The organism is Streptomyces sp. NPDC001157, assembly GCF_053598255.1.
This window is the reverse complement of sequence record NZ_JBSFJW010000004.1, coordinates 14,813-41,417: the sequence shown is the minus strand read 5'-3', so window position 1 is coordinate 41,417 and position 26,605 is coordinate 14,813. Positions and strand designations below refer to the sequence as shown.

Below are 26,605 nucleotides of genomic sequence, written 5' to 3'. Positions count from 1 at the left end.
ACTGACAGTCCTGTCCGTCAGGTGGCCTTCCACGCCGCTCTGTTCGAGTGCCGCGAATGGCGCGAATGTCTGTACCCCCGGCTGTGTCACCGGTGTCGTGGCCGCGGAGCCGAGCCGGAAGACCGACTTCTGCTTCAAGTTCCTTCCCGCGGCGGACGGTTCGCGCCCCCGCCGATCCAGTGCTCGCCTCGACGCGCACCCTCGGTACCGGGCGTCGGTACGGGTGTGGTGACGTCCGCAGTGGGATCCTCCCGGTGTGACGGAACCAACGCACGCCGGCGAGGCCCACGGGGGCGCACTGGGTGAACGGCTGAACTGGCTGCGCGCTGCCGTGCTGGGCGCGAACGACGGCATCGTCTCCACGGCGGGTCTCGTCGTCGGTGTGGCCGGCGCGACGGAGAACCGTTCGGCCCTGCTCACCGCCGGGCTGGCGGGCCTGCTGGCCGGGTCGATGTCGATGGCCGCGGGGGAGTACGTGTCCGTCTCCACCCAACGGGACTCCGAGATGGCCGCACTCGCCCTGGAACGGCGGGAGTTGCGCGAACAGCCCGAGGCCGAGCTGGAGGAACTCACCGGGCTGCTGCAGGAGCGGGGCATGTCCCACGAGGTGGCCAGGGAGGCGGCGGAGCAGTTGACCGAACGGGACGCACTCAGGGCGCACGCGCGCGTGGAGCTCGGCATCGACCCCGACGAGCTGACCAATCCCTGGCACGCGGCGTGGGCGAGCTTCCTGGCGTTCACCGTCGGCGCGCTGCTGCCGCTGCTGGCGATCGTCCTGCCGCCCGCCCACTGGCGGCTCCCGGTCACCGTGGTCTCCGTACTGGCCGCCCTCGTCCTCACCGGCTGGACCAGCGCACGCCTCGGCGGTGCCCGGCCGGGGCAGGCCGTGCTGCGCAACGTGGTGGGCGGGGCCCTGGCCATGGGGGTCACCTACGCGGCGGGGGCGCTCCTGGGGGCGGCCGGGGTCTAGCCGGCCCGGTTCCCGCTGCTCCGCGGCGCTCTCGGTGAGCGGTGGGTGTCCGCCACGACGTACCGTGAAGTGCGCTCGACCACCCCCGGGCGCGCCTGTGACACCGCACGAGAAGGACCCTCGCCATGCGCGCCACCACCATCCACGCCCCGTACGACATGCGCGTGGAGGACGTGCCCGAGCCCGTGGTGCAGCTGCCCACCGACGCCGTGGTGCGAGTGCTGCGCGCCTGTATCTGCGGCAGCGACCTGTGGGCGTACCGCGGCGAGGCGGCACGGGAGCCGGGGCAGCGCATCGGCCACGAGTTCCTCGGCGTCGTGGAGGAGACCGGCAGTGAGGTCTCGAACATCCGGCGCGGTGACCTCGTCGTCGCGCCCTTCATGTGGTCCGACGGCGTCTGCGACTACTGCCGGGAGGGCCTCACCACCTCCTGCGAGCACGGCGGCTTCTGGGGCTCCGTCGGACACGACGGCGGCCAGGGCGAGGCCGTCCGCGTGCCGTTCGCCGACGGCACCCTCGTCCGGCTGCCCAAGGAGGCGGCCTCCGACGACCACCTGCTGTCCGCCCTGCTGACCCTCTCCGACGTCCTCGGCACCGGCCACCACGCGGCCCTCGGCGCGGGCGCCCGCCCGGGAGCCACGGTCGCCGTCGTCGGCGACGGGGCCGTCGGCCTGTGCGCGGTGCTCGCCGCCAGGCGGCTCGGCGCGGAGCGGATCATCGCCCTCGGCCGCCACCAGGTCCGCACCGACATCGCACGCCGCTTCGGCGCCACCGACGTCGTCGCCGAACGCGGCGAAGCGGCCGTCGAGGCCGTTCGTGAACTCACCCGCGGCCAGGGCGCACACGCCGTCGTCGAAGCCGTGGGCACCGAACAGTCCATGCGTACGGCGGTCAACATCACCCGCGACGGCGGCGCCATCGGCTTCGTCGGTGTGCCGCACGGCAGCGGCACCGGTGTCGACCTCGGCGTCATGTTCGACCGGAACATCGCACTGCGCGGCGGTGTCGCACCGGTCCGCGCCTACATCCCGCAACTGCTGCCCGACGTCCTGGACGGCACCGTCGACGCCTCACCGGTCTTCGACCTGACGGTCGGTCTTGAGGGCGTCCCCGACGGCTACAAGGCGATGGACGAGCGCACGGCCCTCAAGGTGCTCGTCACCAACGACTGACCGTCACGACCAGCGGATCGGCAGCGGCAGCGCCGTCAGCAGCCCCGACACCAGAACCACCACCCCCAGGGCGGCGACCTCCAAGCGCGCGGGGAAGCAGGCGGTCAGCGGGTCGGCGGCGCGGCGCAGCCGGATCCGTGCCCACAGGGCGAGCAGGGAGACGGTGGCCACGAGGATCACCTTGGCGAGCAGGGTGCGCCCGTACGCCGTCGTGGTCAGCTGGTCCAGGATCGTGTGCGACGGCATGCGGCGCAGCGAACTCCACACCCCGGTCGCGGTGATGACGGCGAGCAGAACGGCCGCCACGCGCGCGTAGAGCCCCATCAGGGCCGCGCCCGCCTCGCAGGGGCCCCACCGGCGCAGCGTCCGCAGCGTGTGCAGCAGACTGCCCGACCACAGCGTCGCGCACGTCAGGTGCACGGCCGTCAGCCCCGACCCGAGCAGTGGGCTGTGTTCGGTCGTGGGATGCGCGCGCAGGGCTTCCGCGGCGATGATCGCGGCGAGCGGCCAGACCTGGGTGGCCGGGCGGCGCGAGAGGGCGCAGAGGCCGGCCGCGAGAAAGCCGTTGACCTCGATCAGCGCGAGCTTGCCGTCCCGCGAGTCGTAGAGGCCGCCGACATTGATGTCGGCCAGGCTGTGCGGCACCAGGTTGCCGGTGGACACGACCGAGGCGAGACCCAGTGCGGCGACGAAACCGGCGGCGGCCGCGTACGGCGCCCAGCTGCGGGGCGCGGCTTCCGGGGCGCCGGGCAGCGAACGGGCCAGACGCCTCACCGACAACTCGCCCACCGGTACGCACAACGCGGCGAACAACACCGCCCGCAGCAGCCCGATACCGCCGACCCCGGGTGCGGCGGCCTCCCCCGTGCGGTGCAGCGCGACGGACGGGCCGAGCAGTGGTATCAGCGCGGCCAGGGCCACCAGGACGAGCACGGCGACGGCCCGGCCGGCACCGGAGCGCCGCCCGGGCTCCCCGGCCTCGGCCTGCCCTGCCGTGGGTTTCGTCAACGTCACCTCACGATGTTCGCCAGCCGCCGCAGAACCGGGCAAGTGGAGTAAGACAACTGGGGTACGGCATTCTGCTCATGGGTACGCTTTCGGACGCACCCGTGACTCAGACCCACCGCGCGGGATCCGTCCCCCAGGGCACCGGCGGCCGCGCCCAGTCGGCCGGCCCGCCCGCGAAGGACACCGGTGGCAGCGCGTACCGCAGCCGCCCCAGTGAGCTGTCGGTCTCGGCGAGCCAGGGACCGGGCCCGTCGTACGAGTCGTCGCCCACGGCACCGGTCCCGATGCCGTTCACGAGCCATTCGGCCGTCCGCGCCAACGCCAGCCGTACGAACCGGCTGCCGCCCTCGTACGACTGCTCGGTCAGCGCCCGCAGCACCGCCGCAGCCAGCAGATAGCCGGTCCCGTGGTCGAGCGCCTGTGCGGGCAGCGCACCCGGCTGCTCCGGGGAGCCTTCGACGGCGGCGATCCCCGACGCCACCTGCACCAGGCTGTCGAAGCCCCGCCGCTCGCTCCAGGGCCCGTAGGCACCCCATGCCGACACCTGTGCCACGACCACCCCGGGCCGCCGTTCCGCCAGTGCGCGCGGCGACAGCCCGAACCTGTCCAGGGCGCCCGGCCGGTACCCGGTGACGACCACGTCCGCCGCCGCGAGCAGTTCCTCGAAGGTGCGCCGGTCGGCGGCCAGGTCCAGCGTGGTCGACCGCTTCCCGAAGCCCGTGTCGGCGTGCTGGTCGGGCAGTTCGGGCAACTGCGGAGGGTCCACGCGCAGCACGTCGGCGCCGAGCAGGGCGAGCGTGCGGGTGGCGACCGGGCCGGCCAGGACCCGGGTCAGGTCGAGGACCCGCAGTCCGGCCGCGGGCCGCAAGGGAGACCCGTCGACCGGGGCGAGCACGCGCGCGTGCGCAAAGTCGAGCCGTTCGCGCTCCACCAGGGGCCGTGCGGCCACCTCTACGGCCTGCTCGTGCGCGGCCCACTCCTCGGGGGTCCGCAGTGCCACGGCCAGACCCCCGACCGCGTACACCGCCTCCTCGACCTCCAGGGCGGACCGCTCGGCCAACGCGGCTGCGACGGCGGCCACCTCGTCCGGCACACCCAACGCGTCCAGCAGCCGTGCCCGGTGGTGCGGATAGTTCGCGTGCGTCCGCACCCATCCGTCCGCTGTCCGCCAGAACCGCGAGAGCGGCGCGAAGCTGACCGGCGCGCGCCCGTCGAGCAGCAGATGCCGCTCACTGTGGAAGGCCGCGGCGACGGCCCCGTCGTCCACCCGGACCCCGGGCACCTCGGGGAGCCCGCTCCGCCGTGCCCCCAGCTCGGCACCGGCCAGCGCACACGCTCCGACGCAGGCCCGCGCCAGCTCCCGTACAGGAAGGCGCCCCTGGGGAGCGCCCTCCCGCACCACGGCCGACACCCGCGGGAGAAGGGCGGCATCACCGCCCAGTGCGGACCATGCGAACTTGATTGCAGTCATGACTGCACTATGCATTATTGACTGAATCAATATATGGCACGGCGGCCTACTTGGTCACTGCCGCCAGCGCGTCCACCGTGCCCCAGCCGTAGAAGCCGTTGTAGTTCCTCGGCCCCTCGCACACCGCGTCGACCTTGCCGTCCCCGTCGATGTCGTACGGGTCCGTGCAAGCGGTGCCGTCGGCCTCGGCGTACAGCAGGGCCTTCACCAGGGCGGGAGAGGCGTGCGGATGGGTTGACTTGATCAATGCGGCGACCGCTGCCACATGCGGCGAGGCCATCGACGTACCGGCCATGTAGCCCCACTTGCCGCCGGGCAGCGTGCCCAGGATCTGGCCGCTGGTGGCCGGCGGGGCCGGGGCCTGGAAGCGGGTCGAGTCGCCGCCCGGCGCGGCGACGTCGATGGTGCCCAGACCGTAGTTGGAGAACGACGACTTGATGCCCTTCGCGCCGGTCGCCGCCACGGTCACCACACCCGGCAACTGGGTCGGTATGTCAAGGCACCGGGACGGGTCGATCACCCTGTCGGAGGGGGTGCCGTCGTCCGGCGAGGACGGGTCCGTGATCGAGTCCGAGGCCAGGTCGTACTTGTCGTTGCCGGCCGCCGCGACGTTGACCGTGCCCTTCCTCTCGGCGAACCGCGCGGCCCGGGTGACTGCGTCCACGAGCGCCTTCTGGTCCGGGTCGTCGGTGCAGTTGAAGTACCAGGGGTCGGTGTAATAGCTGTTGTTGGTGACGTCGACGCCGTGCTCGGCCGCCCACACGAAGCCGCAGACGACGGCCTCGGTGTAGAAGTAGCCCTTCGGGTCGCCCACCTTGATGCCGGCGACCTTCACGCCCGGTGCCGCACCTGTCATGCCGACGCCGTTCTTCGCGGCCGCGATCTCGCCCGCCACATGCGTGCCGTGCGGGCTCTCCGAGGCGCTGGGGCGCCAGGCGCCGTCGGTCGTGTCCGGCTTGCCCGACACACAGTTGACCGAGGCGTTCCGGTTGAAGTTCGGCGCGATGTCGGGGTGTGTGTCGTCGACGCCGGTGTCGATCACACCGACCGTGACCTTCGGGCTGCCCAGAGACTTCTCGTGTGCCTTGTCCGCCTTGATGGCGGCGAGATCCCACTGCAGCGGCTCCAGCGGGTCCTGCCCGTCGACGGCCTGAACGCCCTTCAGCTCCTCGGCCGTCAGCGCCTTCGGCGCGCCCACGTCGGTCGTCGACTGGGCGGGCAGCGGCGCGTTGCGGGTGTTGCCGGCCGACTCCACCCCGTGCACCGCGCGGATGGTCCCGGCGAAGCCGGGGTTCGCCGAGTGGACGACGATCACGCCGATCTCGTCGTACGACGTCACGATCGTGCCGCCGGCCTCGGCTATCGCCTTCTTCACGTACGACGACGTGCCGTGCCCGGGGCGGACGTTGACGACGTAGCTGAGCGTGCTCGCGGCGGCGGCGGTCGTGGCCGCCGGCGCGCCGGCCACGGCCGTGCCGTTCGGCAGGAACGCGAGGGCCGTTGCCATCGCCGTCCCGAGCGGGATCGCGATCGCGCGGCGGTAGCGCGGGTGAGGCGCTGTCATGTGTCGGTGTCTCCAGTTCGTTCGCGGTGCGAAGCGGTGCGTACGGACCGTGCGGGTGGTCCGGGGCGGCGCGGTCCCCGTCACCGCGCCGCCCGAACAGGCACTGGGTCTACTTCACCGCGCGCAGCGCGTTGACGATACCGAAACCGTAGAATCCGTTGATCCGCTTGCCGCCCACGCAGGTGGCGTCCACGACGCCGTCGCCGTTCCCGTCGTACGGGTCGGTCGGGCAGCCCGGGTTGTCGGCCTGCGCCTTGAGGAGGGCCTGCAGCTGGGCCGGAGTCGCCCAGGGGTGCGTCGACTTGAGCAGGGCGGCGACGGCCGCGACGTGCGGTGTGGCCATCGACGTGCCCTGCAGGAAGCCGTACGAGTTGTTCGGCATCGTGGAGAGGATGCGGCCGTTCTTCGACGGCGTGTCGGGGATCTTGTACTTGTCGCCGCCCGGCGCAGCGACGTCGATGACACCGTCGCCGTAGCTGGAGTAGTACGACTTGGCGCCCGTGACACCGGTCGCGCTGACCGTGACCACACCCGGCAGCTGGGTCGGCACGTCGAAGCACTTGTGCGGGTCGACCGTCCGGGTGACCGGGGTCGAGTCGTCGGGGCTGGAGGCGTCGACGAGCGCGTCCGAGTCGAGGTCGTTGTTGGAGTTGCCCGCAGCGGCGACATTGAGCGTGCCCTTGCGCTGTGCATACAGCTGGGCCCTGTTGACCGCATCAACAATGGCACGTTGATCGGGATCGTCCATGCAGTTGTACTGCCATGGATCAACGTAGTAGCTGTTGTTGGTGATCTCGACGCCGTGATCGGCGGCGAACACGAAGGCGCACACGACGCTCTCGGGGAAGAACAGCTGGTTCGCGTCCGGCTGGGCCACCGTGATGCCGGCGACCTTCACACCAGGTGCGACACCCGCGACACCGATGCCGTTGCGGGCCGCGGCGATCTCGCCCGCGACATGGGTGCCGTGGTAGTGGTCGGCGTCCACCGGCCGCCAGGAGCCGTATGTCGTGTCCGCCTTGCCGCTCACACAGTTCGCGGACTGCGAGGCGGAGAAGTTCGGGGCGATGTCGGGATGGGTGTCGTCGACGCCGACGTCGATCACGGCGACGGTCACCTTCTTGCTGCCCGGGTCGACCTTGGCGGCCTGGTCGGCGCCTATCGCCCTGAGGTCCCACTGGTCCGCCTCGAGCGGCTCCTCGCCGGCCGTCGCACTCCCCGCGACCTTGGCGGCCTCGGCCTTGGAGAGGTACTGGACCGCCCCCTCCTCCGTCGTCCCCGCCGCGGTCACCGGCGAGGTGCGCGAGGCTCCCGCGGACTGCACGCCGGGCGCCTTGCGTATCTCCTGGGCGAAGGCGGGGTTCGCGGAGTGGACGACGATCACGCCGATCTTGTCGTACGCCACGACGACGGTGCCGCCGGCCTTGGCTATCGCCTTCTTGACCGACTCGATCGTGCGATGGTCCGTCTTGGTGTTGACGAGATACGCGAAGTTTTCCGCGTCGGCCGCCTGTGCCGTGGACTCCGCGCGCGGGGCGGCGTGAGCGGCCGCCGGCAGGAAGCCGAGCGAGGCGGTCAGCGACAGCACGACCGGTACGGCGAGTGCGAGTCGGCGTCTGGAACGCAGATGAGCCATGGGGTCTCCACATCATCCGGAAACGAAACCGCCCGAGACGCAGATGCTGCTCGGGCAGGTACATGACGGGCGGTGCAGGCCGAAGCTATCTCCCGACGACGCTGGTCAGCAATGAGTTGCCCAAGGTGAGTTCGGAAACAGGTCAAGGGAGTTGAACCTGCCCTCGCGTGGCGCCGTGACCTTGGACAGGGAGCACGAGGACACTCGCCCCCGATCCCCGTCACAACCGCATCCGCAACGCGAGGAGACTCCGTGGCCACCGAGACACCGCCCCCCTCGAAAACCCAAGCCCGACTTCCCTCCACCGAGGAGTTCGTCGCGGAGCAGGAGAGTGCGGAGTTCGGTGAACTGCGCCGCTCCCACCGCTCCTTCGCCTTTCCGCTCACCGTCGGCTTCATCGCCTGGTACCTGCTCTACGTCCTGCTGTCGAACTACGCGGACGACTTCATGGGCACCAAGCTGTTCGGCAACATCAACGTCGCCCTGGTGCTGGGCCTCGCCCAGTTCCTCACCACGTTCCTCATCGCCTGGTGGTACTCGCGGCACGCCGCCACCAAGCTCGACCCCAAGGCCGAGGCGATCAAGTCCCGTATGGAGGGCGACGCATGAGCATCGCGCAGCAGACCGTGCTGGCCGCGGGTGAGGCCAGTGAGCACCGCCCACTGATCATCACCCTGTTCTCGGTGTTCGTCGCCGCGACCCTCGTCATCACCATCTGGGCGGGCCGCCAGACCAAGGACGCCGCCGACTTCTACGCCGGCGGCCGCCAGTTCACCGCCTTCCAGAACGGCCTCGCCGTCTCCGGCGACTACATGTCCGCCGCCTCCTTCCTCGGCATCGCGGGCGCGATCTCGCTGGCCGGCTACGACGGCTTCCTGTACTCCATCGGCTTCCTCGTCGCCTGGCTGGTGGCACTGCTCCTGGTGGCCGAGCCCCTGCGTAACTCGGGCCGCTACACCATGGGCGACGTCCTCGCCTACCGGATGCGCCAGCGCCCCGTCCGCACCGCGGCCGGCACGTCCACCATCGTCGTCTCGATCTTCTACCTGCTGGCCCAGATGGCGGGCGCGGGTGTCCTGGTCTCGCTGCTACTCGGCATCACCAGCGACGCGGGCAAGATCGGCATCGTCGCCCTCGTCGGCGTCCTGATGATCGTGTACGTCACCATCGGCGGCATGAAGGGCACCACCTGGGTCCAGATGGTCAAGGCCGTGCTGCTCATCGCGGGCGCCCTGCTGCTGACCTTCCTGGTGCTGCTGAAGTTCCACTTCAACATCTCCGACCTGCTCGGCAAGGCCGCCGACAACAGCGGCAAGGGCTCGGCCTTCCTGGAGCCCGGCCTGAAGTACGGCCTCACCTCGACGTCCAAGCTGGACTTCATCTCCCTGGGCATCGCCCTGGTCCTGGGCACCGCGGGCCTGCCGCACATCCTGATCCGGTTCTACACCGTGCCCACGGCGAAGGCCGCCCGTAAGTCCGTCAACTGGGCGATCGGCCTGATCGGCGCCTTCTACCTGATGACGCTCGCGCTGGGCTTCGGCGCCGCGGCGCTCATCAAACCGGACGAGATCATCGCCTCGAACAAGGCGGGCAACACGGCGGCACCACTCCTGGCGCTGCATCTGGGCGGTGTCGACTCCAACTGGGGCGCCATCCTGCTCGCCTCCATCTCCGCGGTCGCCTTCGCCACGATCCTCGCGGTCGTCGCGGGTCTGACCCTCGCCTCCTCCTCGTCGTTCGCCCACGACATCTACGCGAACGTCATCAAGAAGGGCGAGGCCACCGAGAAGCAGGAACTGCGCGCGGCCCGCTGGGCGACGGTCGCGATCGGAGCCGTCTCGATCTGCCTCGGCGCCCTCGCCCGCGACCTGAACGTGGCGGGCCTCGTCGCCCTCGCCTTCGCGGTCGCCGCCTCCGCCAACCTGCCGACCATCCTCTACAGCCTCTTCTGGAAGCGGTTCACCACCCAGGGAGCCCTGTGGTCGATCTACGGCGGCTTGATCACGGCGGTCGGCCTGGTGCTGTTCTCGCCCGTGGTCTCCGGCAAGGAGACGTCGATGTTCCCCGACACCGACTTCCACTGGTTCCCGCTGGAGAACCCGGGCATCATCTCGATCCCGGTCGGCTTCCTGCTCGGCATCATCGGCACCTACCTCTCCAAGGAGGAGCCCGACAAGGGCAAGTACGCGGAGCTGGAGGTCCGCTCCCTGACCGGCACCGGCGCCCACTGAAAACCCCACTGAAGCCGCCGAGAACACACTGAGCACGCCCCCTGAGCGGCCGTGTCGTAGGGAACTACGACGCGGCCGCTCCGTACCTCGTGGGATCGGGCCGCTGTCGTTGTCGGTGGTGTCACGTAGGCTCGCAGGTGACGGGAAATGATTGATCCGTACTGGTCCGTTACGAGGGAGGGGGCCCACGTGCTCATCGACACCTACGGCCGAGTGGCCACCGACCTGAGGGTCTCGCTGACCGACCGGTGCAATCTGCGCTGTACGTACTGCATGCCCGAAGAGGGCCTGCAGTGGCTGGCCAAGCCCGACCTGCTCACCGACGACGAGATCGTCCGCCTCATCGACATCGCCGTCAGCTCCCTGGGCATCAAGGAGGTCCGCTTCACCGGCGGCGAACCCCTGCTGCGCCCGGGCCTGGTCGGCATCGTCGAGCGGGTCGCCGCGCTGCACCCCCGCCCCCAGATGTCCCTGACGACGAACGGCATCGGACTGGGGCGCACGGCGACGGCCCTGAAGGCAGCGGGCCTGGACCGGGTGAACGTCTCCCTGGACACCCTCCGCCCCGACACCTTCAAGATCCTCACCCGCCGGGACCGGCACAAGGACGTCATCGAGGGTCTCCAGGCCGCCCGCGACGCAGGCCTGACCCCGGTCAAGGTCAACACCGTCCTGATGCCGGGACTGAACGAGGACGAGGCCCCGGACCTGCTGGCCTGGGCGGTGGAGCACGAGTACGAGCTGCGCTTCATCGAGCAGATGCCCCTGGACGCCCAGCACGGCTGGAAGCGCGAGGGCATGGTCACCGCCGGCGACATCCTCGCCTCGCTGCGCACCCGCTTCGACCTGACCCCGGAGGGGACGGACGAGCGCGGCTCGGCCCCCGCCGAGCGCTGGGTCGTGGACGGCGGCCCCCACCGCGTCGGCGTCATCGCCTCCGTCACCCGCCCGTTCTGCTCGGCCTGCGACCGCACCCGTCTCACCGCCGACGGCCAGATACGGACCTGCCTGTTCGCTCAGGAGGAGACCGACCTGCGCGCAGCCCTGCGCTCCGACGCCCCGGACGAGGAGATCGCCCGCATCTGGCGACTCGCCATGTGGGGCAAGAAGGCGGGAGCGGGCCTGGACGACCCGTCGTTCGTCCAGCCGGACCGGCCCATGTCGGCGATCGGCGGCTAGGAGCCGCAGGAGAACCTAGGTCCCCGGGGCGGACTCCCATTCCTTCAGCAGGACCACGTCCTTGAGGAAACCCCGTACACCGAGGAACTGGGAGAGATGCTCCCGATGCTCCTCACAGGCCAGCCATGTCTTGCGCCGCTCCGGCGTGTGGATCTTCGGGTTGTTCCATGCGAGTACCCACACGGCATCGGCACGGCAGCCCTTGGCGGAGCAGATCGGGTTCTCGTCACTCACAGGTTCGTCTCACAACCGGGCTGAACAAGGCGCTGAAAAGGCGCCGAACAAGGCGACGCCGAGCAGCCACGGGGGGAGCTGCCCGGCGTCGGTCTGTCGCTCCGACGGGGGATGCGGAGCGCGTACGAAGTATGTCACGGGTAACCCGTCGCCCGGCACTGGAACAACATGATTGATCTGAGCTTTTCTTGAGCTTGGTGCGGAGCCCACTTCCGTTTGCGGCCCTTCCAGCGTGGTCACGCCCGGTCGTGCGGCTCGCTTCCTGCGCCCGGTGCGGGCTCGGCCGCGACATCTTCCGGGACCGGTTCCGCGAAACCGTCGTTCGTCCGCGGCGGCGCAATCATCGGACGCATCGGGACACTCACGAAGGTCGACGGAAGCGACGGCGCGTTCTCCCGGCCCGCGTTCGCGATCACCACGGCGATGTAGGGGAGGACCAGTCCGAGGACCAACGCCACGATCGCGACGTGCCGTTCGACGTTCCACAGTGATGCCGCGAGGATCACCGACACCGTACGGATCGACATCGAGATGACGTACCGGCGCTGCCGACCGCGCACGTCCTCGTCGAGGCTCGCCCGGGCCCCGGTGATCCGGAACACCTGGCTCTTGCCGCCGCCATGCTGCTTCCGCATCACATTCCACCATCCGCCCGCATCGGACCGTCCCCGTCCCCGTGCCCGGTCCGCCCCCGGTAGGGAGACGGCGCCCGGACACCTCCAACGTTACGCCGCACCTGCGCCGCCTACGAGACCGGGTCACCTCCCACCTGGCCGAACGGCCTCGGCCGTAGCGCGTACAGCCGCACCCGACATGCGCCGTACGGTGCACGGTCCGACACTGGGCGCAAGGCTCATATCGAGCCGTACGAGGAGGCAGCCATGGGCTGGTTGTGGGCCATCATCGTGGGATTCGTACTGGGTCTGATCGCCAAGGCGGTCATCCCCGGCAAACAGCACAGCCCCCTCTGGCTGACCACCATCTGCGGCATGCTCGGCGCGATCGCAGGCAACGCCATCGCACGTGGCTTCGGCGTCGAATCCACCCGGGGCATCGACTGGAGCCGCCACGCCTTCCAGCTGGTGGCCGCGATCGTCATCGTCTTCCTGGTCGACATGGCGTACATGGCAACCCTGGGCAAGCACAAACAACGGGTGTGAGCTACAGCGCCCCTTCAGGGGCGCGGGGAACTGCGCGAACCACCACGACGAAGCCGCAGCCCGCAGAACACCGCACCCCCACGGCGATCAAGCCCCGCTCACCTCAACGGCGGCAAGATTCTTCTTGCCCCGCCGCAGCACAAGCCACCGCCCGTGCAACAGATCCTCCTTGGCGGGAACCGCGTCCTCGGACGCGACCTTCACGTTGTTCACGTACGCCCCGCCCTCCTTCACGGTCCGCCGCGCAGCCGACTTGCTGGCCACCAGGCCGACCTCGGCGAAAAGATCCACCACCAGGCCGGGCTCGGCGACCCGGACATGCGGCAGCTCGGACAGCGCAGCCGCCAGCGTCCGCTCGTCCAGGTCCGCCAGCTCCCCCTGCCCGAAGAGGGCACGGGACGCGGCGATCACCGCGGCCGTCTGGTCGGCGCCGTGCACGAGCGTCGTCAGCTCCTCGGCCAGCGCGCGCTGCGCGGCACGGGCCTGCGGACGCTCCTCGGTCTGCTTCTCCAGCTCTTCGAGCTCCGCACGGGACTTGAAGGACAGGATCCGCATGTACGTCGAGATGTCGCGGTCGTCCACGTTCAGCCAGAACTGGTAGAACGCGTACGGAGTCGTCATCTCGGGGTCGAGCCAGACGGCGCCGCCCTCGGTCTTGCCGAACTTGGTGCCGTCCGCCTTGACCATCAGCGGCGTCGCCAGGCAGTGCACCTCGGCGTCGGGCTCCAGCCTGTGGATCAGGTCAAGGCCCGCCGTGAGGTTGCCCCACTGGTCGCTGCCGCCCTGCTGGAGGGTGCAGCCGTGCCTCCGGTACAGCTCCAGGAAGTCCATGCCCTGCAGCAGCTGGTAGCTGAACTCCGTGTAGCTGATGCCTTCCTGGGACTCGAGCCGGCGCGCGACGGAGTCCTTCGTCAGCATCTTGTTGACGCGGAAGTGCTTGCCGATGTCCCGGAGGAACTCGATGGCGGACAGGCCGGCCGTCCAGTCCAGGTTGTTCACCATCACCGCGGCGTTCTCGCCCTCGAAGGACAGGAACGGCTCGATCTGCGCGCGCAGCCGGGTCACCCAGTTCGCGACCGTCTCCGGGTCGTTGAGCGTCCGCTCCGCCGTGGGCCGCGGGTCACCGATCTGACCGGTCGCGCCGCCCACCAGGGCCAGCGGGCGCAGGCCCGCCTGCTGGAGCCGGCGCATGGTGAGGACCTGGACCAGGTGGCCGACGTGCAGACTGGCCGCGGTCGGGTCGAAGCCGCAATAGAACGTGACGGGACCGTCCGCGAGCGCCTTGCGCAAAGCATCCTCGTCAGTGGACAGGGCCCACAGACCCCGCCACTTCAGCTCGTCGACGATGTCCGTCACGGTTCTCGTATCTCCTTGATGATCTTCGGGCGGTCGAGCGACCACCGGCTACGAGGTTATACGCCCTGACTGACAGAGCTCATATTGAAGTCGGGCACCCGCAGCGCAGGCATCGCAGCCCTAGTGAACCAGTCGCTCCACTCCCGTGGCAGCGTCTTTTCCGTGCGCCCGGCCTCCGTCGCCCGCCCGAGCAGGTCGACCGGTGACTCGTTGAAGCGGAAGTTGTTGACCTCGCCGCTGACCTCGCCGTTCTCGACGAGGTAGACGCCGTCCCTGGTCAGGCCGGTGAGCAGCAGCGTCGCCGGGTCGACCTCACGGATGTACCAGAGGCAGGTCAGCAGCAGTCCCCGCTCGGTGTTCGCGACCATCTCCTCCAGGGAGCGGTCGTCCCCACCGGTCAGGACGAGGTTGTCGATCGAGGGAGCCACCGGCAGCCCGGTCAGGCCTGCGCTGTGCCGGGTCGTGGTCAGGTGGGCCAGCTCGCCCTGCCGTACCCACTCGGTGGCCGCGAGCGGCAGCCCGTTGTCGAACACCGACTGGTCGCCGCCGGAGGAGTGCGCGATCACGAAGGGCGCCGACTCCAGGCCGGGCTCGTTCGGGTCGCTGCGCAGGGTCAGCGGCAGCTCGCTGAGCCGGTCGCCCACGCGTGTGCCGCCGCCCGGCTTGGAGAACACCGTGCGGCCCTCGACCGCGTCCCGGCCGGACGCCGACCACATCTGGTAGATCAGCAGGTCCGCGACGGCGGTCGGCGGCAGCAGCGTCTCGTACCGGCCGGCGGGCAGCTCGATCCGCCGCTCGGCCCAGCCGAGGCGTACGGCGAGCTCCGCGTCCAGCGCGGCCGGGTCGACGTCCTTGAAGTCCCGTGTGGAGCGGCCCGCCCATGCCGAACGCGTACGGTCCGGCGACTTGGCGTTCAGCTCCAGCGTCCCGTTGGGCTGGTCGTGCCGCAGGCGCAGGCCCGTGGACGTACCCACATAGCTCGACGTCAGCTCGTGGTTGGCGAAGCCGTACAGCTCGCGGCCGCCCGCACGCGCGCGTGCGAAGGCCTCACCGAGCGCCGGCGCGAAGTCGGCGAACACGGTCGACGAGGTCTCGGCGGGCGCGTCCGTGAAGTCCGGCGACTGCGCGACGCCCGTGACCAGCGGCTGCGCGTCCTCCGCCGGCCCGGCGCCGCGCGCGGCGGCCTCGGCGGCCCGCACCAGCGGCTCCAGCTCGTCCACGGTCACCGCCGAGCGGGAGACGACACCGGAGGCGGTGCCCTCCTTGCCGTCGACGGTCGCGACGACCGTGAGGGTCCGCCCGCGCGTGACGCCGTTCGTGGTGAGTGCGTTGCCCGCCCAGCGCAGGTTGGCGGTCGAGTGCTCGTCGGCGATGACGACACAGCCGTCGGCGGTGGACAGCTCCAGCGCCCGCTCGACGATCTCGTGCGGCTTGTTGCTGCGGGCGCTCATCGACCGGCCTCCTGCGTGGTGTTGAGGATGTTGACGCCCTTGAAGAGCGCGGACGGGCAGCCGTGCGAGACGGCGGCGACCTGGCCCGGCTGGGCCTTGCCGCAGTTGAAGGCACCTCCGAGGACATACGTCTGCGGGCCGCCCACCGCGGCCATCGAGCCCCAGAAGTCGGTGGTCGTCGCCTGGTACGCGACGTCCCGCAGCTGCCCGGTGATCCGCCCGTTCTCGATCTTGAAGAACCGCTGGCCCGTGAACTGGAAGTTGTACCTTTGCATATCGATTGACCATGAACGGTCGCCGACGACGTAAATGCCCCGGTCCACCCCGCCGATCAGATCCTCCGTCGCCATCCCGGCCGGGTCCGGCTGCAGCGACACATTGGCCATGCGCTGCACCGGAACATGCCCGGGGGAGTCGGCGAACGCGCACCCGTTGGACCGCTCGAACCCGGTCAGCTTCGCGATCCGCCGGTCCAGCTGGTAGCCGACGAGCGTGCCGTCCTTCACCAGGTCCCAGGACTGGCCCTCGACGCCCTCGTCGTCGTAGCCGACGGTGGCGAGTCCGTGCTCGGCGGTGCGGTCGCCGGTGACGTTCATCAGGTCGGAGCCGTACCTCAGCTTGCCGAGCTGGTCGAAGGTGGCGAAGGAGGTGCCGGCGTAGGCGGCCTCGTAGCCGAGGGCTCGGTCCAGTTCGGTGGCGTGGCCGATGGACTCGTGGATGGTCAGCCACAGGTTGGAGGGGTCGACGACCAGGTCGTACAGGCCCGGCTCGACGCTCGGCGCGCGCATCTTCTCGGCGAGCAGTTCCGGGATCTGCTCGAGCTCGCTCTCCCAGTCCCAGCCGGTGCCGGTCAGGTACTCCCAGCCGCGTCCCACGGGCGGCGCGATCGTCCGCATCGAGTCGAACTCGCCGCTCGACTCGTCGACCGACACGGCCGTCAGCTGCGGGTGCAGCCGCACGCGCTGCTGCGTGGTCACGGTCCCTGCCGTGTCGGCGTAGAACTTGTTCTCGTGCACGGTGAGCAGTGAGGCGTCGACATGGTTGACGCCGTTCGCCGCGAGCAGCTGCGCGCTCCAGTCCGCCAGCAGCGCCGACTTCTCCTCGTCGGGCACGGAGAACGGATCGATCTCGTACGACGAGATCCAGGTCCGGTCCGCGTGCACGGGCTCGTCGGCCAGTTCCACCCGCTCGTCCGAACCGGCCGCCTTGATCACCTGGGCGGAGAGCTTCGCCATCGCCACCGCCTGCGAGGCGACCTTGGCGGCGGCGTCCAGGCTCAGGTCCACCCCCGAGGCGAAGCCCCATGTGCCGCCGTGCACGACCCGCACCGCGTACCCGAGATCGGTGGTGTCCGACGAACCGGAGGGCTTGGCATCCCGGAAGCGCCAGGACGCGCTGCGTACCCGCTCGAACCGGAAGTCCGCGTGCTCGGCCCCCAGCGCACGCGCGCGTGCCAGCGCCGCGTCGGCCAGGGCCCGTAGGGGAAGTGCCGTGAAGGCTTCGTCGATGGTATGAGGCACCGAGGTCTCTCCTTGTTGTCGTGACCTGTGATCGGACCGGCGGTTGCTCCGATCATTTCGCGTGACCGGGCCGCGGACCACAGGTTTCGAGCCGGTACCGGGAACTTTCTGTAGGGACCCGACAGTGAGTCCCGTGAGCCACTGTCGGTGCCCGATTGTCCGCGGACGGTCTCGGCCCGATAGGTTTTCGAGGAAGCCGCCTGTCATCCAGGTGTCCGGGCGGGGGTATCAGACCGCTATCGAAAGGGTGATCCGTTGAGCCGCTCGGTTCTCGTCACCGGAGGCAACCGGGGCATCGGCCTCGCCATCGCCCGCGCATTCGCCGACGCCGGCGACAAGGTCGCGATCACGTACCGCTCGGGTGAGCCGCCGGCCGGCTTCCTCGCGGTGAAGTGCGACATCACCGACACCGAGCAGGTGGAGCAGGCCTACAAGGAGATCGAGGCCGAGCACGGCCCGGTCGAGGTTCTGATCGCCAACGCCGGCATCACCAAGGACCAGCTCCTGATGCGCATGTCCGAGGATGACTTCACCTCGGTCATCGACACCAACCTCACCGGCACCTTCCGCGTGGTCAAGCGCGCCAACCGCGGCATGCTGCGCGCCAAGAAGGGCCGCGTCGTCCTGATCTCCTCGGTCGTCGGGCTGTACGGTGGCCCCGGCCAGGCCAACTACGCCGCCTCCAAGGCCGCCCTGGTCGGCTTCGCGCGCTCCCTCGCCCGTGAGCTGGGCTCGCGCAACATCACCTTCAACGTCGTCGCGCCCGGCTTCGTCGACACCGACATGACCAAGGTGCTCAGCGACGAGCAGCGCGAGGGCATCGTCAAGCAGGTGCCGCTCGGCCGTTACGCGCAGCCCGAGGAGGTGGCCGCGACGGTGCGGTTCCTCGCCTCGGACGACGCCTCGTACATCACTGGAGCCGTCATCCCCGTTGACGGCGGACTGGGAATGGGTCACTGATCACCATGAGCGGAATTCTCGAGGGCAAGCGCGTCCTGATCACCGGTGTGCTGATGGAGTCCTCCATCGCCTTCCACGCCGCAAAGCTGGCCCAGGAGCAGGGCGCCGAGATCATCCTGACCGCGTTTCCGCGGCCCACGCTGACCGAGCGCATCGCCAAGAAGCTCCCCAAGCCCACCAAGGTCATCGAGCTCGACGTCACCAACGACGAGCACCTGGGCCGCCTGGCCGACCTGGTCGGCGAGGAGCTCGGCGGCCTGGACGGCGTCGTGCACTCCATCGGCTTCGCGCCGCAGGACGCGCTCGGCGGCAACTTCCTGAACACGCCGTTCGAGTCCGTGGCCACCGCCATGCATGTCTCGGCGTACTCCCTGAAGTCGCTGACCATGGCCTGCCTGCCGCTGATGCAGAACGGCGGCTCGGTCGTGGGCCTCACCTTCGACGCGCAGTTCGCGTGGCCGCAGTACGACTGGATGGGCCCGGCCAAGGCCGCCCTGGAGGCCACCAGCCGCTACATGGCGCGTGACCTGGGCAAGCAGAACATCCGCTGCAACCTCATCTCGGCCGGTCCGCTCGCCTCCATGGCCGCCAAGTCCATCCCGGGCTTCAACGACCTGGCCTCCGTCTGGGACGACCGCTCCCCGCTGGAGTGGGACCTCAAGGACCCGGAGCCGGCCGGCAAGGGCATCGTCGCGCTGCTGAGCGACTGGTTCCCGCAGACCACGGGCGAGATCATCCACGTGGACGGCGGTCTGCACGCCATCGGTGCGTGATCGCTGCCGCTGTCTGAACGGGGATCGAGGGCGCGCGTCCGGCCGGACGCGCGCCCTTGGCATGTCACCCGTTCGGCCTATCCGGCCGGGCGGGCCGGGGCTCAACTGCGCACTCTGGATCACGTGTTCAGTACGTGATTCCCTCCCCAGCACGGCCGAGGAGGTTCCCTTGTGCGCATCTTCCGCAACCTGGCCTCAGCGACCGTCGCTGTCGCTCTCGTGATGTCCCTGCCGTACGAGGCGATGCCCCACGCGCGCGTGAAGCCCGGGAAACCACCGGCACCGCAGCTCTTCGGCGCCGAGTGCCGCACCAGGGTCACCGGCTCCCACGTGACCGCGTACTGCCACAACCCCTATCCACAGACCGACGGTGTCAGCCTGCATGTCGAGTGCGCCCGCTGGTGGGACCTCGACACGGACGGCACCCCGGTCGACGTCGGGCCGGCGCTGACCGTGCGGCTCGCCGGCCGGTGCTGGAAGGAAGTCGGCTCGGTGTGGATCAGCCACCAGAAGCGGTGAACCGTCCGGGACGGCACAGGAACGGATAGCTCGCCGCCTCCGCACCGGCCGCCTCGGCGTCGCCCGAGCGGATCGCGTCGACCAGGCGCGTGTGCTCCATGTACGTCTCCGGGGTGAGCTCCCGCCCGACGTCCTCGCGCAGCCAGTCCCGCAGCACCTCGCCGAGGTCCGCGTACATCGCGGTCATCACGTCGTTGTGGGAGGCCGCCACCACGGCCATGTGGAAGGTCGCGTCCGCCGTCACGAAGGCTTCCGCGTCGCCGGACCCCCAGGCCTCCTCGCGCCGCACCAGCAGCGCGTCCAGCTGCTTGAGGTCCTTCTCCGTGCGCCGCCCGGCGGCGAGCTTCGCGGCTGCCGACTCCAGCGTGGAGCGCAGCTCGGCGATGTGCCTCGGGTCCGCGTCGGCGAAGCGGCGGTGCATCACGCCCGCCAGCTCGCTGGTCGCCACGACATACGTGCCCGAGCCCTGACGGATGTCCAGCAGACCGTTGTGCGCGAGGGCGCGGACGGCCTCCCGGACCGTGTTCCGGGCCACGCCGAGCTGCTCGACCAGCTCGGGCTCCGTCGGGATGCGGGAGCCGACCGGCCACTCGCCCGAGGTGATCTCGTGCCGCAGAGCGGCGATGACCTGCTCGGACAGCGCGGAACGGCGGGGATGACTCAGGGGCATGGCACACCTTCGCACGCGGCGGGCGGGTCCGGCCGACCCGGGGATGGACAACCAATCATCCAATGATTCTATGATGGACGGCATGGCAAGTGAGGAAACCCGGACGACGACGTTCACGACCGCGGCCATTTCGGCCGCGGGCGAGCCCCGGCGACCCGCCACGCGCGCGTGGACGACGAGACTGCTCGTGCTCGGCATCGTCCTGTCGGCTCTCAACCTCCGCCCCGCCATCACCAGCCTGGGCGCGCTCCTCGAAGAGGTCCGCGACGGGCTCGGCATGAGCGGCAGCGTGGCCGGGCTGCTCACCTCCGTCCCCCCGCTCTGTTTCGCCGTCTTCGGCGTCACCGCCCCGCGCCTCGCCCGCCGCTTCGGACCGGGCGCGGTGGTGTGCGCGGGCATGGTCGCCATCACCGCGGGTCTGCTCATACGGCCGTACGTGGGCGGCACGGTCGGCTTCCTGGCCGCCAGCGCGCTCGCCCTCATGGGCATCGCCGTCAGCAACGTCCTGATGCCGGTCATCGTCAAGCGCTGGTTCCCGGACCGGGTCGGCTCCATGACCGGCCTCTACTCGATGGCGCTCGCCCTGGGCACCGCCGCCGCGGCCGCGGTCACGGTGCCCATGACCGAGGCGCTGGGCGGCAGTTGGCGGTCGGGCCTCACGGTGTGGGCGGCCCTCGCGGCGGCCGCCGTACTGCCGTGGATCCCGTTCGTACGGCAGCGGGGCGCGGCGCCCGCCGAGCAGCCGGCCGGGCGGCAGGAGCACGCGCGCGTGGAGGCGCCCACGCTACGGATCACCCGCAGCCGCACCGCCTGGGCGCTCGCCGTCTTCTTCGGGCTGCAGGCCACCGCCGCGTACATCACGATGGGCTGGATGGCGCAGATCTTCCGGGACGCGGGCGTGCCCGCGGGCACGGCGGGGCTGCTGCTCGCCGTGACGATGGTGATGGGCGTGCCCCTGGCCTTCGTCATCCCGCGCGTCGCCGCCCGGCTGCCGCACCAGGGGCCGATCGTGCTCGCGCTGGGCGCCTGCGGCCTGGCCGGTTACGCCGGCCTGTATCTCGCACCGGCCGCCGGCGCCTGGGCCTGGGCGCTGCTGCTCGGCGTGTCCAACTGCGCCTTCCCGCTGGCCCTCACCATGGTCGGCATGCGGGCCAGGACCGGCGCGGGCGTCGCCCAGCTGTCGGCGTTCGCGCAGAGCACCGGCTATCTGATCTCCATCCCGGGCCCGCTGCTGGTGGGCGTGCTCTACCAGCACAGTGGCGGCTGGGGGCTGCCGATCGCGCTGATGGCCGCCCTGATGGTCCCGCAAATGGTCGTCGGCGTCCTGGCGGGGCGCAACCGCACGGTGGAGGACGAGGCGGCCCGCTGACCCCGGCCGAACCGCCGCGGGCGGCGGGTGCGAGACTTGCCGTATGCCAGTGCTCGACCCGAACCCCCAGAACGGCCAGAAGAAGATGCTGCTCGTCTTCGGCTCGTTCCTCGCCATCTTCGTGATCATCGCTGTCATCGCGACGATCGCCTCGCCGTGACCGTCCGCCGGGCGGCCCGATGGTGGGGCTAGCACCACCATCCCCTAGGGGGTGAGTGTCAGGGTCAACTGGGTGGATCTCCGGATGGGTTGAGGGCTCGGGATTCCGTAACTTCGAGGTGTGGCCGCGAGAGGCGGATCACCCAGGACCCGAAGACCAGCGGAGGCACCCATGTCGGCCCAGTCGCACACCCGGCCCCACCCGGCGACCCCGGGTGGCATCGACATCCGGCTGCCCTGGTGGGCCCTCGCGCTGCCGACGCTCGCCTTCATCGTGCTGCTGGCTCTGATGCTGAACCCGTCGGACGCGCAGGCGGCGGCGGGCGACCCGGCGATCACCCACCTCTTCGAGCGGGCACAGCAGCTCATAGGCCGCTGAGCACCGGTTCGGCCGCCAGTCAACTCCCTGCGCCCCATGGCCTGTTTCATGCGAAGCTGGGTTCCATGAGCGTCGCAGAACCCCGCAGGATCGTCCTCTTCCGGCATGCGAAAGCCGACTGGCCACAGGTGACCGATCACGAGCGCCCCCTCGCCGAGCGGGGCCGCACGGACGCCGCAGTCGCCGGACGCAAGCTGGCCGACACCGGTATCCCCTTCGATCTGGCACTGTGCTCCACCGCGGTCCGGACCCGCGAGACCTGGAAGCTCGCCGTCCATGAGTTCCCGCACCGGCCGAAAACCGTCTACGAGGAGCGGATCTACGAGGCCTCACCAGGCGAGCTGATCGCTCTGCTCAACGAGACCCCCGACGACGTGCAGAACGCCGTACTCATCGGCCACAACCCGGGCGTGCAGGGACTCGCCGAGATCCTGGCCGGCTCGTCCGAGGGCGACGCCGGCGAGCGGATGAACCGCCGAGGCTTCCCGGCCGCCGCCTTCGCCGTCCTGTCCTTCGAAGGCCCCTGGAAGACCCTGGAGCCGGGCGTGGCCACGCTGCTGGACTACTGGGCGCCGACCGAGTAGCCGAGACGGCAAAACCATTAGACGACCGACGAAGCGAGCAGGCGACACGACGACCGAGGGGCCCGGCACCATCACGGTGCCGGGCTCCTCGACGTGCGGATATGGGCGACTACTCCTCGTGGTGCGTGTCCGCGGCCTCGACCTCTTCGCGGGTGACGCCCAGCAGATACAGGACCGTGTCCAGGAAGGGCACGTTCACCGCGGTGTGCGCGGCCTCCCGCACGACAGGTTTGGCGTTGAAGGCGACGCCGAGACCGGCCGCGTTGAGCATGTCCAGGTCATTGGCGCCGTCGCCGATCGCCACGGTCTGGGCAAGCGGTACGCCTGCCTCCGCGGCGAACCGGCGCAGCAGCCGCGCCTTGCCCGCGCGGTCGACGATCTCGCCGGTGACCCTGCCGGTGAGCTTGCCGCCGACGATCTCCAGGGTGTTGGCCTGCGCGAAGTCGAGCCCCAGCCGCTCCTTCAGATCATCCGTGACCTGGGTGAACCCCCCGGAGACCACGCCCACTTGGTACCCGAGCCGCTTGAGCGTACGGATCAGAGTCCGCGCCCCCGGCGTCAGCCGCACCTCGCTGCGCACCTTGTCCACCACGGACGCGTCGAGCCCCTCCAGGAGCGCCACGCGCGCGTGCAGGGACTGCTCGAAGTCCAGCTCCCCGCGCATCGCGGCCGCGGTCACCTCGGCGACCTTGTCCTCGCAGCCGGCGTGCGCCGCGAAGAGTTCGATCACCTCGTCCTGGATGAGCGTCGAGTCGACGTCCATCACGACCAGGCGCTGCGCCCGCCGGTGCAGCCCCGCCGCGACGACCGCCACATCGACACCCAGTGCCGCGGCGTCCGTCACCAGGGCGGTGCGCAGCGGCTCGGTCTCGACGCCGGACACCGCGAACTCGACCGCTGTGACGGGGTACTTGGCGAGGCGGAAGATGCGGTCGATGTTGCCGCCGACGGAGGCGATCTTGGCGGCGATCCGGGCGGTCGCCTCCGCCGTGAGCGGGTGACCGAGGACCGTGACCAGTGAGCGTCCGAGGCCGCGCGGACGGTTGTCGCCCCGCCCGGAGATGATCTCCGCCTGCATCTTCATCGACTCCGCCCAGCTGTGGACGGTGGCCCGCAGATCCCCCTCCATGCCGTGGGGCGGCGGGGTCACGAGCGCGCACAGCGTGAGCCGGCCACGGGTGACGACCTGCTCGATGTCGACCACGTCGACGGAGTAGGCGGCGAGGGTGTCGAACAGGCCGGCCGTGATGCCCGGCCGGTCCTTGCCGAAGATCTTGACGAGGAGGGTGGGGACGTCAGAGGTCGAGGTCTGCGATGCGCTCATGGTGTACCCACCGTATCCGGCACCCAGTGCCGACCGCCGCCGCGGTCCGCCTGCCGGACACGGAACAATGGACGTCGCGCAGATGTCGAAAGCCTTACGGCCGGACCACGACTGCCCCGAGGGCACAGAACGCTCCGGCTGTTTCGGCTGTGGGCGGGTGCCTCAGGCGGCGCGCCTGCGCCGGGGTCGGTGTATCCGGTTCTGCGCTCTGCCTCGGTTGGCGGGGGTTGGTGGGGGGCGGTGCGACGTTCCCGGCTGCTTCCGCTGTGGCGGGTGCCTCGGGTGCCTCGGGTGCCTCGGGTGCCTCGGGTGCCTCGGGTGCCTCGGGTGGCGCGTGTGCGGGGGCGGCCGGTTCCGTCGGGCTGGTCTGTCCGGCTCAGCGCCTGTCCGAGGCCGGCGGAAGCCCTGGGGTTGGTCGAGGCGGCCCCTGCAGTACCCTCGGCCCGGCCGCGGCGACACTCGGCGGACATCTCAGAGCGACATACGCACGACGGACGGCCCGGTTCCGCCAGGGAGCGATGCGCCTGGCTCGGCGCCTCACTTCCCCCGGCGGGGGCCTACGCGTCGGCCACGACCGCACGGGCCGCTTCGGCCGCATCCGCCGCACCGCCTCTCGGCGAGTGTCGCGTCCGTGTGCGGCGCCCTGTGCCGGACGGGCCGGTCTGGTCGGGTCGGTGTATCCCGCTCTGCGGTCTGCCTCTGCCCGGCGTACGCGTGCCGCAGAGGTCGGCGACGCCTGTCCCGGTGGCATCCGCTCTCGGTGGCCGCCTCGAGCGGCACGCGTACGCCGGACAGCCCGGTTCCCGCGGTGGCCGACCCCCGCGCCTCAGCGGTCGTCCTTCGGCCTTCCCGGAGGGGGCGGCGGCTGGGGTGGGGGAGGGGCATCGTTCGGGCCGGGGTGCGATCGGTTCCCGCGGCGGGGATGGCGCGGCTGCCGTGGTGTGCGGGGCGGTGGGCTGCCCATCGGACGGGCCACCGTCGGTGCGCCGTACATGTCGCTGTTGCCGGAACCGGGTGGTGGCGAGCCGACAGGCGGCCGTCCGCGGTCGGGGGCACCCGGCGGACCCTGCCGAGCCCCGTCCGGCGGCCGCGCGTCCTCCGGCTCCCGCAGCTCGTCCGGCAGCTGCAGATACGGATTGGTGGTGGGGTTCGGCGCCCGGTACGGCGTACTGGGCGTGTACGGCCCCGACACGCCCCCGGCTTCGCGCACGTACTGCGGATACGCGGCATCCCCGGCCGACACCGCCGCGCCTCCGCCGCCCGACGCCAACGGCGCCGCCCGCCGCCCCGCCGCACCGCTCGCCCACGCCAGCAACGCTCCGGCAGCCCCCGCTCCCGCACCCCACAGGGCACCCAGCAGCAGTGCCATGCCGAGGTGCCCGTGCAGCTCGATCCCGGCACCGAACGCATCGAAGCCCAGCACCGACAGCGAGGCGTCCACCGACACCTCCGTCAGCCATGCGAGCAAGGGCAGCGTCAGCGCCGTGACGATCCCCAGCCGCACCGCGCACCGCCCGGCGAACCCGAGGGCCCCCGGACCTCGTACGCCCGAGGAACCCTGAGCAGGTGAAGCCCCGGCCCCCACCGGCGTCCGCACCGCGGCCAGCACCCCCGCCAGCAGCATCATCACGGCCGCCGCCACCGCGAGCAGCCACACCCGCCCGTCCAGGTCGGCCAGCCGCCCCAGCGTCACCGACTGGTCGGTCTTCGCCGTGAGCAGGTTGTCCAGGGGGTCCGGCAGGAACTTGGTCAGTACGCCGGTCGCCTTGCCGTCGAACGGCACGAACAGGCCGACGGGGATGCCCAGCCAGGTGCCGTTGGGAGCGCCCAGCAGCGCGGCTCCGAAGATCCGCTTCGGATGGTCGTCACCGATCGCCGCGTACGCCCCAGCCGCGAACCCCGCCGCCACCGCCAGCAGCATCACGGTGACGATCGCCGACACCGCCGGCCGTACGACCCGGTGCACGGCCTCCCAGCCGCGCGGCAGGGGAGTGCGGCGCGAGGCCAGCAGGGCGATCAGCAGGATGCCGGCCGACCAGCCGAACCCGCCCAGAAGCGTGGGCGCCGTGTCGACGGTGAAGCCCACCGCCGCCTTCGCGTCGATGAGCTTGCCGATGTTGTCGGGCAGCAGCCCGCCGATGTCCCCGATGTCGCCGAGACCGGGGATGCTGACGCCGCCCCCGCCCCCGCCGCCTCCGCCGGGCAGCTTGTCGAGGCCCAGCGAACCGCCGTCGATCGTGATGACGTCGTGCCCCGCCCAGGCCAGTCCGCCCAGCGTCGCCACGAACAGCGCGACCACCGCGCCCGCGCGCGCGAGGAGTTCGGCCGGTGCGATCACAACTCCCGCCGCCCGCAAGGACCGCAGGAAGAACCACGAGAGCAGGAGTGCGCCGACCAGGCTCACGCCCAATGGCGTGATCGTGACGGCCGTATGCGCCTGAGCGCCTTTCAGGCCGAACGCCGAAACGTCGCCGGACGGTGTGACCGACCCACCCGCCCCAAGTGCCACCACCGCCGCGGTCATCGGTCCGAGCGAGCCCGATGCGTCCGCCTCCAGCAGATGCAGGCCGAGCGCCGCCGTGCCCGCCATCCCCATCAACGCCCAGCTCACAGAGGCGATCGCGGACAGCAGGACGTCCCCCCACGGCACCCTGGTGCCGCTCCCGACGGACTCGACACTCGACGACGTGCCCATGGACGCGCTCATGGCAGACCCCCCGATCCGCAATGCGGCACGGCGGCCGCGCATGTCCCCCTCGCGTGGATTACCACTCTCCGGGTCGGTTTCAACCCCGTCAACGGAACCAGTCGATGCGTATGCGCGTGGTGGTTCACAAGGCCCGACTTTCGGTCAGGGGGGCGAGCCTGAAATAGTTCCCGACGATGTTCGACATCCCTAGACTCCCTGTGTTGGGG

Annotated in this window: 25 protein-coding genes; 13 read left to right on the top strand and 12 right to left on the bottom strand. The window is 70.7% G+C overall.

Going from position 1 to position 26,605, the window contains the following annotated elements; translation table 11 throughout:
* The first annotated feature begins 256 nt into the window (after positions 1–256).
* Both ACWDAG_RS08475 and ACWDAG_RS08470 read left to right on the top strand, forming a co-directional pair.
* Positions 257–970, top strand: coding sequence for a VIT1/CCC1 transporter family protein (locus ACWDAG_RS08475; RefSeq protein ID WP_450694841.1), 714 nt, complete (start codon positions 257–259; stop codon positions 968–970).
* A 125-nt stretch (positions 971–1,095) separates the two neighbouring features.
* Positions 1,096–2,142 carry a zinc-dependent alcohol dehydrogenase family protein gene (locus ACWDAG_RS08470; RefSeq protein ID WP_450694840.1) on the top strand — a complete coding sequence of 349 codons (1,047 nt, stop codon included), beginning with the start codon at positions 1,096–1,098 and terminating at the stop codon, positions 2,140–2,142.
* Positions 2,143–2,145: 3 nt separating this feature from the next.
* Here the strand turns inward: ACWDAG_RS08470 and ACWDAG_RS08465 are convergent, their stop codons facing one another.
* The 4 genes from ACWDAG_RS08465 to ACWDAG_RS08450 form a co-directional block, all read right to left on the bottom strand.
* Positions 2,146–3,156, bottom strand: coding sequence for a CopD family protein (locus tag ACWDAG_RS08465; RefSeq protein ID WP_450694839.1), 1,011 nt, complete (start codon positions 3,154–3,156; stop codon positions 2,146–2,148).
* Positions 3,157–3,256: 100 nt separating this feature from the next.
* Positions 3,257–4,621 carry a CoA transferase gene (locus tag ACWDAG_RS08460; protein WP_450694838.1) on the bottom strand — a complete coding sequence of 455 codons (1,365 nt, stop codon included), beginning with the start codon at positions 4,619–4,621 and terminating at the stop codon, positions 3,257–3,259.
* Between the two features lie 46 nt (positions 4,622–4,667).
* Positions 4,668–6,185, bottom strand: coding sequence for a S8 family peptidase (locus tag ACWDAG_RS08455; RefSeq protein WP_450694837.1), 1,518 nt, complete (start codon positions 6,183–6,185; stop codon positions 4,668–4,670).
* A 109-nt stretch (positions 6,186–6,294) separates the two neighbouring features.
* Positions 6,295–7,821, bottom strand: coding sequence for a S8 family serine peptidase (locus ACWDAG_RS08450; protein WP_450694836.1), 1,527 nt, complete (start codon positions 7,819–7,821; stop codon positions 6,295–6,297).
* Positions 7,822–8,073: 252 nt separating this feature from the next.
* Between ACWDAG_RS08450 and ACWDAG_RS08445 the strand changes: the two genes are divergently transcribed.
* The 3 genes from ACWDAG_RS08445 to moaA all read left to right on the top strand — a co-directional run bounded on the left by ACWDAG_RS08445 (position 8,074) and on the right by moaA (position 11,231).
* Complete coding sequence (locus ACWDAG_RS08445) at positions 8,074–8,430, top strand: DUF485 domain-containing protein (protein WP_390662725.1); 357 nt, start codon at positions 8,074–8,076, stop codon at positions 8,428–8,430.
* Complete coding sequence (locus tag ACWDAG_RS08440) at positions 8,427–10,052, top strand: solute symporter family protein (protein ID WP_450694835.1); 1,626 nt, start codon at positions 8,427–8,429, stop codon at positions 10,050–10,052. Before ACWDAG_RS08445 ends, ACWDAG_RS08440 begins: the two co-directional genes overlap by 4 nt.
* Before the next feature lie 189 nt (positions 10,053–10,241).
* Complete coding sequence (gene moaA, locus ACWDAG_RS08435) at positions 10,242–11,231, top strand: GTP 3',8-cyclase MoaA (protein ID WP_450694834.1); 990 nt, start codon at positions 10,242–10,244, stop codon at positions 11,229–11,231.
* A gap of 15 nt (positions 11,232–11,246) precedes the next feature.
* On the opposite strand, the gene ACWDAG_RS08430 is transcribed toward moaA, so the two are convergent.
* Entirely contained in the window at positions 11,247–11,465 is a 219-nt protein-coding gene (locus ACWDAG_RS08430) for a hypothetical protein (protein WP_450694833.1), read from the bottom strand.
* 236 nt (positions 11,466–11,701) lie between these two features.
* The gene (locus tag ACWDAG_RS08425) at positions 11,702–12,100 is read right to left on the bottom strand and encodes a DUF3099 domain-containing protein (RefSeq protein ID WP_450694832.1); all 399 of its coding nucleotides are present in this window, start codon (positions 12,098–12,100) and stop codon (positions 11,702–11,704) included.
* A 246-nt stretch (positions 12,101–12,346) separates the two neighbouring features.
* On the opposite strand from ACWDAG_RS08425, the gene ACWDAG_RS08420 reads away from it, so the two are divergent.
* A complete protein-coding gene (locus tag ACWDAG_RS08420) occupies positions 12,347–12,625 on the top strand; it encodes a GlsB/YeaQ/YmgE family stress response membrane protein (protein WP_450694831.1) in 279 nt (92 codons plus the stop codon).
* 87 nt (positions 12,626–12,712) lie between these two features.
* Here the strand turns inward: ACWDAG_RS08420 and tyrS are convergent, their stop codons facing one another.
* From tyrS to ACWDAG_RS08405, 3 genes are read right to left on the bottom strand one after another with little or no spacing between them, the layout of a single operon-like run.
* Positions 12,713–13,981 carry a tyrosine--tRNA ligase gene (tyrS, locus tag ACWDAG_RS08415; protein ID WP_450694830.1) on the bottom strand — a complete coding sequence of 423 codons (1,269 nt, stop codon included), beginning with the start codon at positions 13,979–13,981 and terminating at the stop codon, positions 12,713–12,715.
* Positions 13,982–14,037: 56 nt separating this feature from the next.
* Positions 14,038–15,432 (bottom strand): metallopeptidase TldD-related protein, encoded by a 1,395-nt coding sequence (locus ACWDAG_RS08410; protein WP_450694829.1) that lies wholly within the window; start codon positions 15,430–15,432, stop codon positions 14,038–14,040.
* Positions 15,429–16,952, bottom strand: a complete 1,524-nt coding sequence (locus tag ACWDAG_RS08405; RefSeq protein WP_450694828.1) for a TldD/PmbA family protein — start codon at positions 16,950–16,952, stop codon at positions 15,429–15,431. Before ACWDAG_RS08405 ends, ACWDAG_RS08410 begins: the two co-directional genes overlap by 4 nt.
* 255 nt (positions 16,953–17,207) lie before the next feature.
* On the opposite strand from ACWDAG_RS08405, the gene fabG reads away from it, so the two are divergent.
* From fabG to ACWDAG_RS08390, 3 genes are all read left to right on the top strand, one after another.
* On the top strand, positions 17,208–17,912 hold the full coding sequence (gene fabG / locus ACWDAG_RS08400; protein ID WP_450694827.1) for a 3-oxoacyl-[acyl-carrier-protein] reductase: 705 nt from the start codon (positions 17,208–17,210) through the stop codon (positions 17,910–17,912).
* A 5-nt stretch (positions 17,913–17,917) separates the two neighbouring features.
* On the top strand, positions 17,918–18,685 hold the full coding sequence (gene fabI / locus ACWDAG_RS08395; RefSeq protein WP_450694826.1) for an enoyl-ACP reductase FabI: 768 nt from the start codon (positions 17,918–17,920) through the stop codon (positions 18,683–18,685).
* Between the two features lie 171 nt (positions 18,686–18,856).
* Positions 18,857–19,204, top strand: a complete 348-nt coding sequence (locus ACWDAG_RS08390; RefSeq protein WP_450694825.1) for a hypothetical protein — start codon at positions 18,857–18,859, stop codon at positions 19,202–19,204.
* Here ACWDAG_RS08390 and ACWDAG_RS08385 read toward each other — a convergent pair.
* Positions 19,185–19,874 carry a FadR/GntR family transcriptional regulator gene (locus ACWDAG_RS08385; RefSeq protein ID WP_450694824.1) on the bottom strand — a complete coding sequence of 230 codons (690 nt, stop codon included), beginning with the start codon at positions 19,872–19,874 and terminating at the stop codon, positions 19,185–19,187. The genes ACWDAG_RS08390 and ACWDAG_RS08385 overlap by 20 nt on opposite strands.
* A gap of 70 nt (positions 19,875–19,944) precedes the next feature.
* Here ACWDAG_RS08385 and ACWDAG_RS08380 point away from each other — a divergent pair, with 70 nt between their 5' ends.
* The 4 genes from ACWDAG_RS08380 to ACWDAG_RS08365 all read left to right on the top strand — a co-directional run bounded on the left by ACWDAG_RS08380 (position 19,945) and on the right by ACWDAG_RS08365 (position 22,365).
* Entirely contained in the window at positions 19,945–21,243 is a 1,299-nt protein-coding gene (locus ACWDAG_RS08380) for a CynX/NimT family MFS transporter (RefSeq protein WP_450694823.1), read from the top strand.
* A 43-nt stretch (positions 21,244–21,286) separates the two neighbouring features.
* Positions 21,287–21,403: an SGM_5486 family transporter-associated protein gene (locus ACWDAG_RS08375; protein WP_097262240.1), complete on the top strand. Its 117-nt coding sequence runs from the start codon at positions 21,287–21,289 to the stop codon at positions 21,401–21,403.
* A gap of 171 nt (positions 21,404–21,574) precedes the next feature.
* Positions 21,575–21,781, top strand: coding sequence for a hypothetical protein (locus ACWDAG_RS08370; RefSeq protein ID WP_450694822.1), 207 nt, complete (start codon positions 21,575–21,577; stop codon positions 21,779–21,781).
* A gap of 65 nt (positions 21,782–21,846) precedes the next feature.
* A complete protein-coding gene (locus tag ACWDAG_RS08365) occupies positions 21,847–22,365 on the top strand; it encodes a SixA phosphatase family protein (protein ID WP_450694821.1) in 519 nt (172 codons plus the stop codon).
* A 109-nt stretch (positions 22,366–22,474) separates the two neighbouring features.
* Here ACWDAG_RS08365 and serB read toward each other — a convergent pair whose 3' ends face one another.
* Positions 22,475–23,689, bottom strand: a complete 1,215-nt coding sequence (gene serB, locus ACWDAG_RS08360) for a phosphoserine phosphatase SerB (protein WP_450694820.1) — start codon at positions 23,687–23,689, stop codon at positions 22,475–22,477.
* 826 nt (positions 23,690–24,515) lie between these two features.
* Positions 24,516–26,396, bottom strand: coding sequence for a streptophobe family protein (locus tag ACWDAG_RS08355; protein ID WP_450694819.1), 1,881 nt, complete (start codon positions 26,394–26,396; stop codon positions 24,516–24,518).
* Positions 26,397–26,605: the final 209 nt, after the last annotated feature.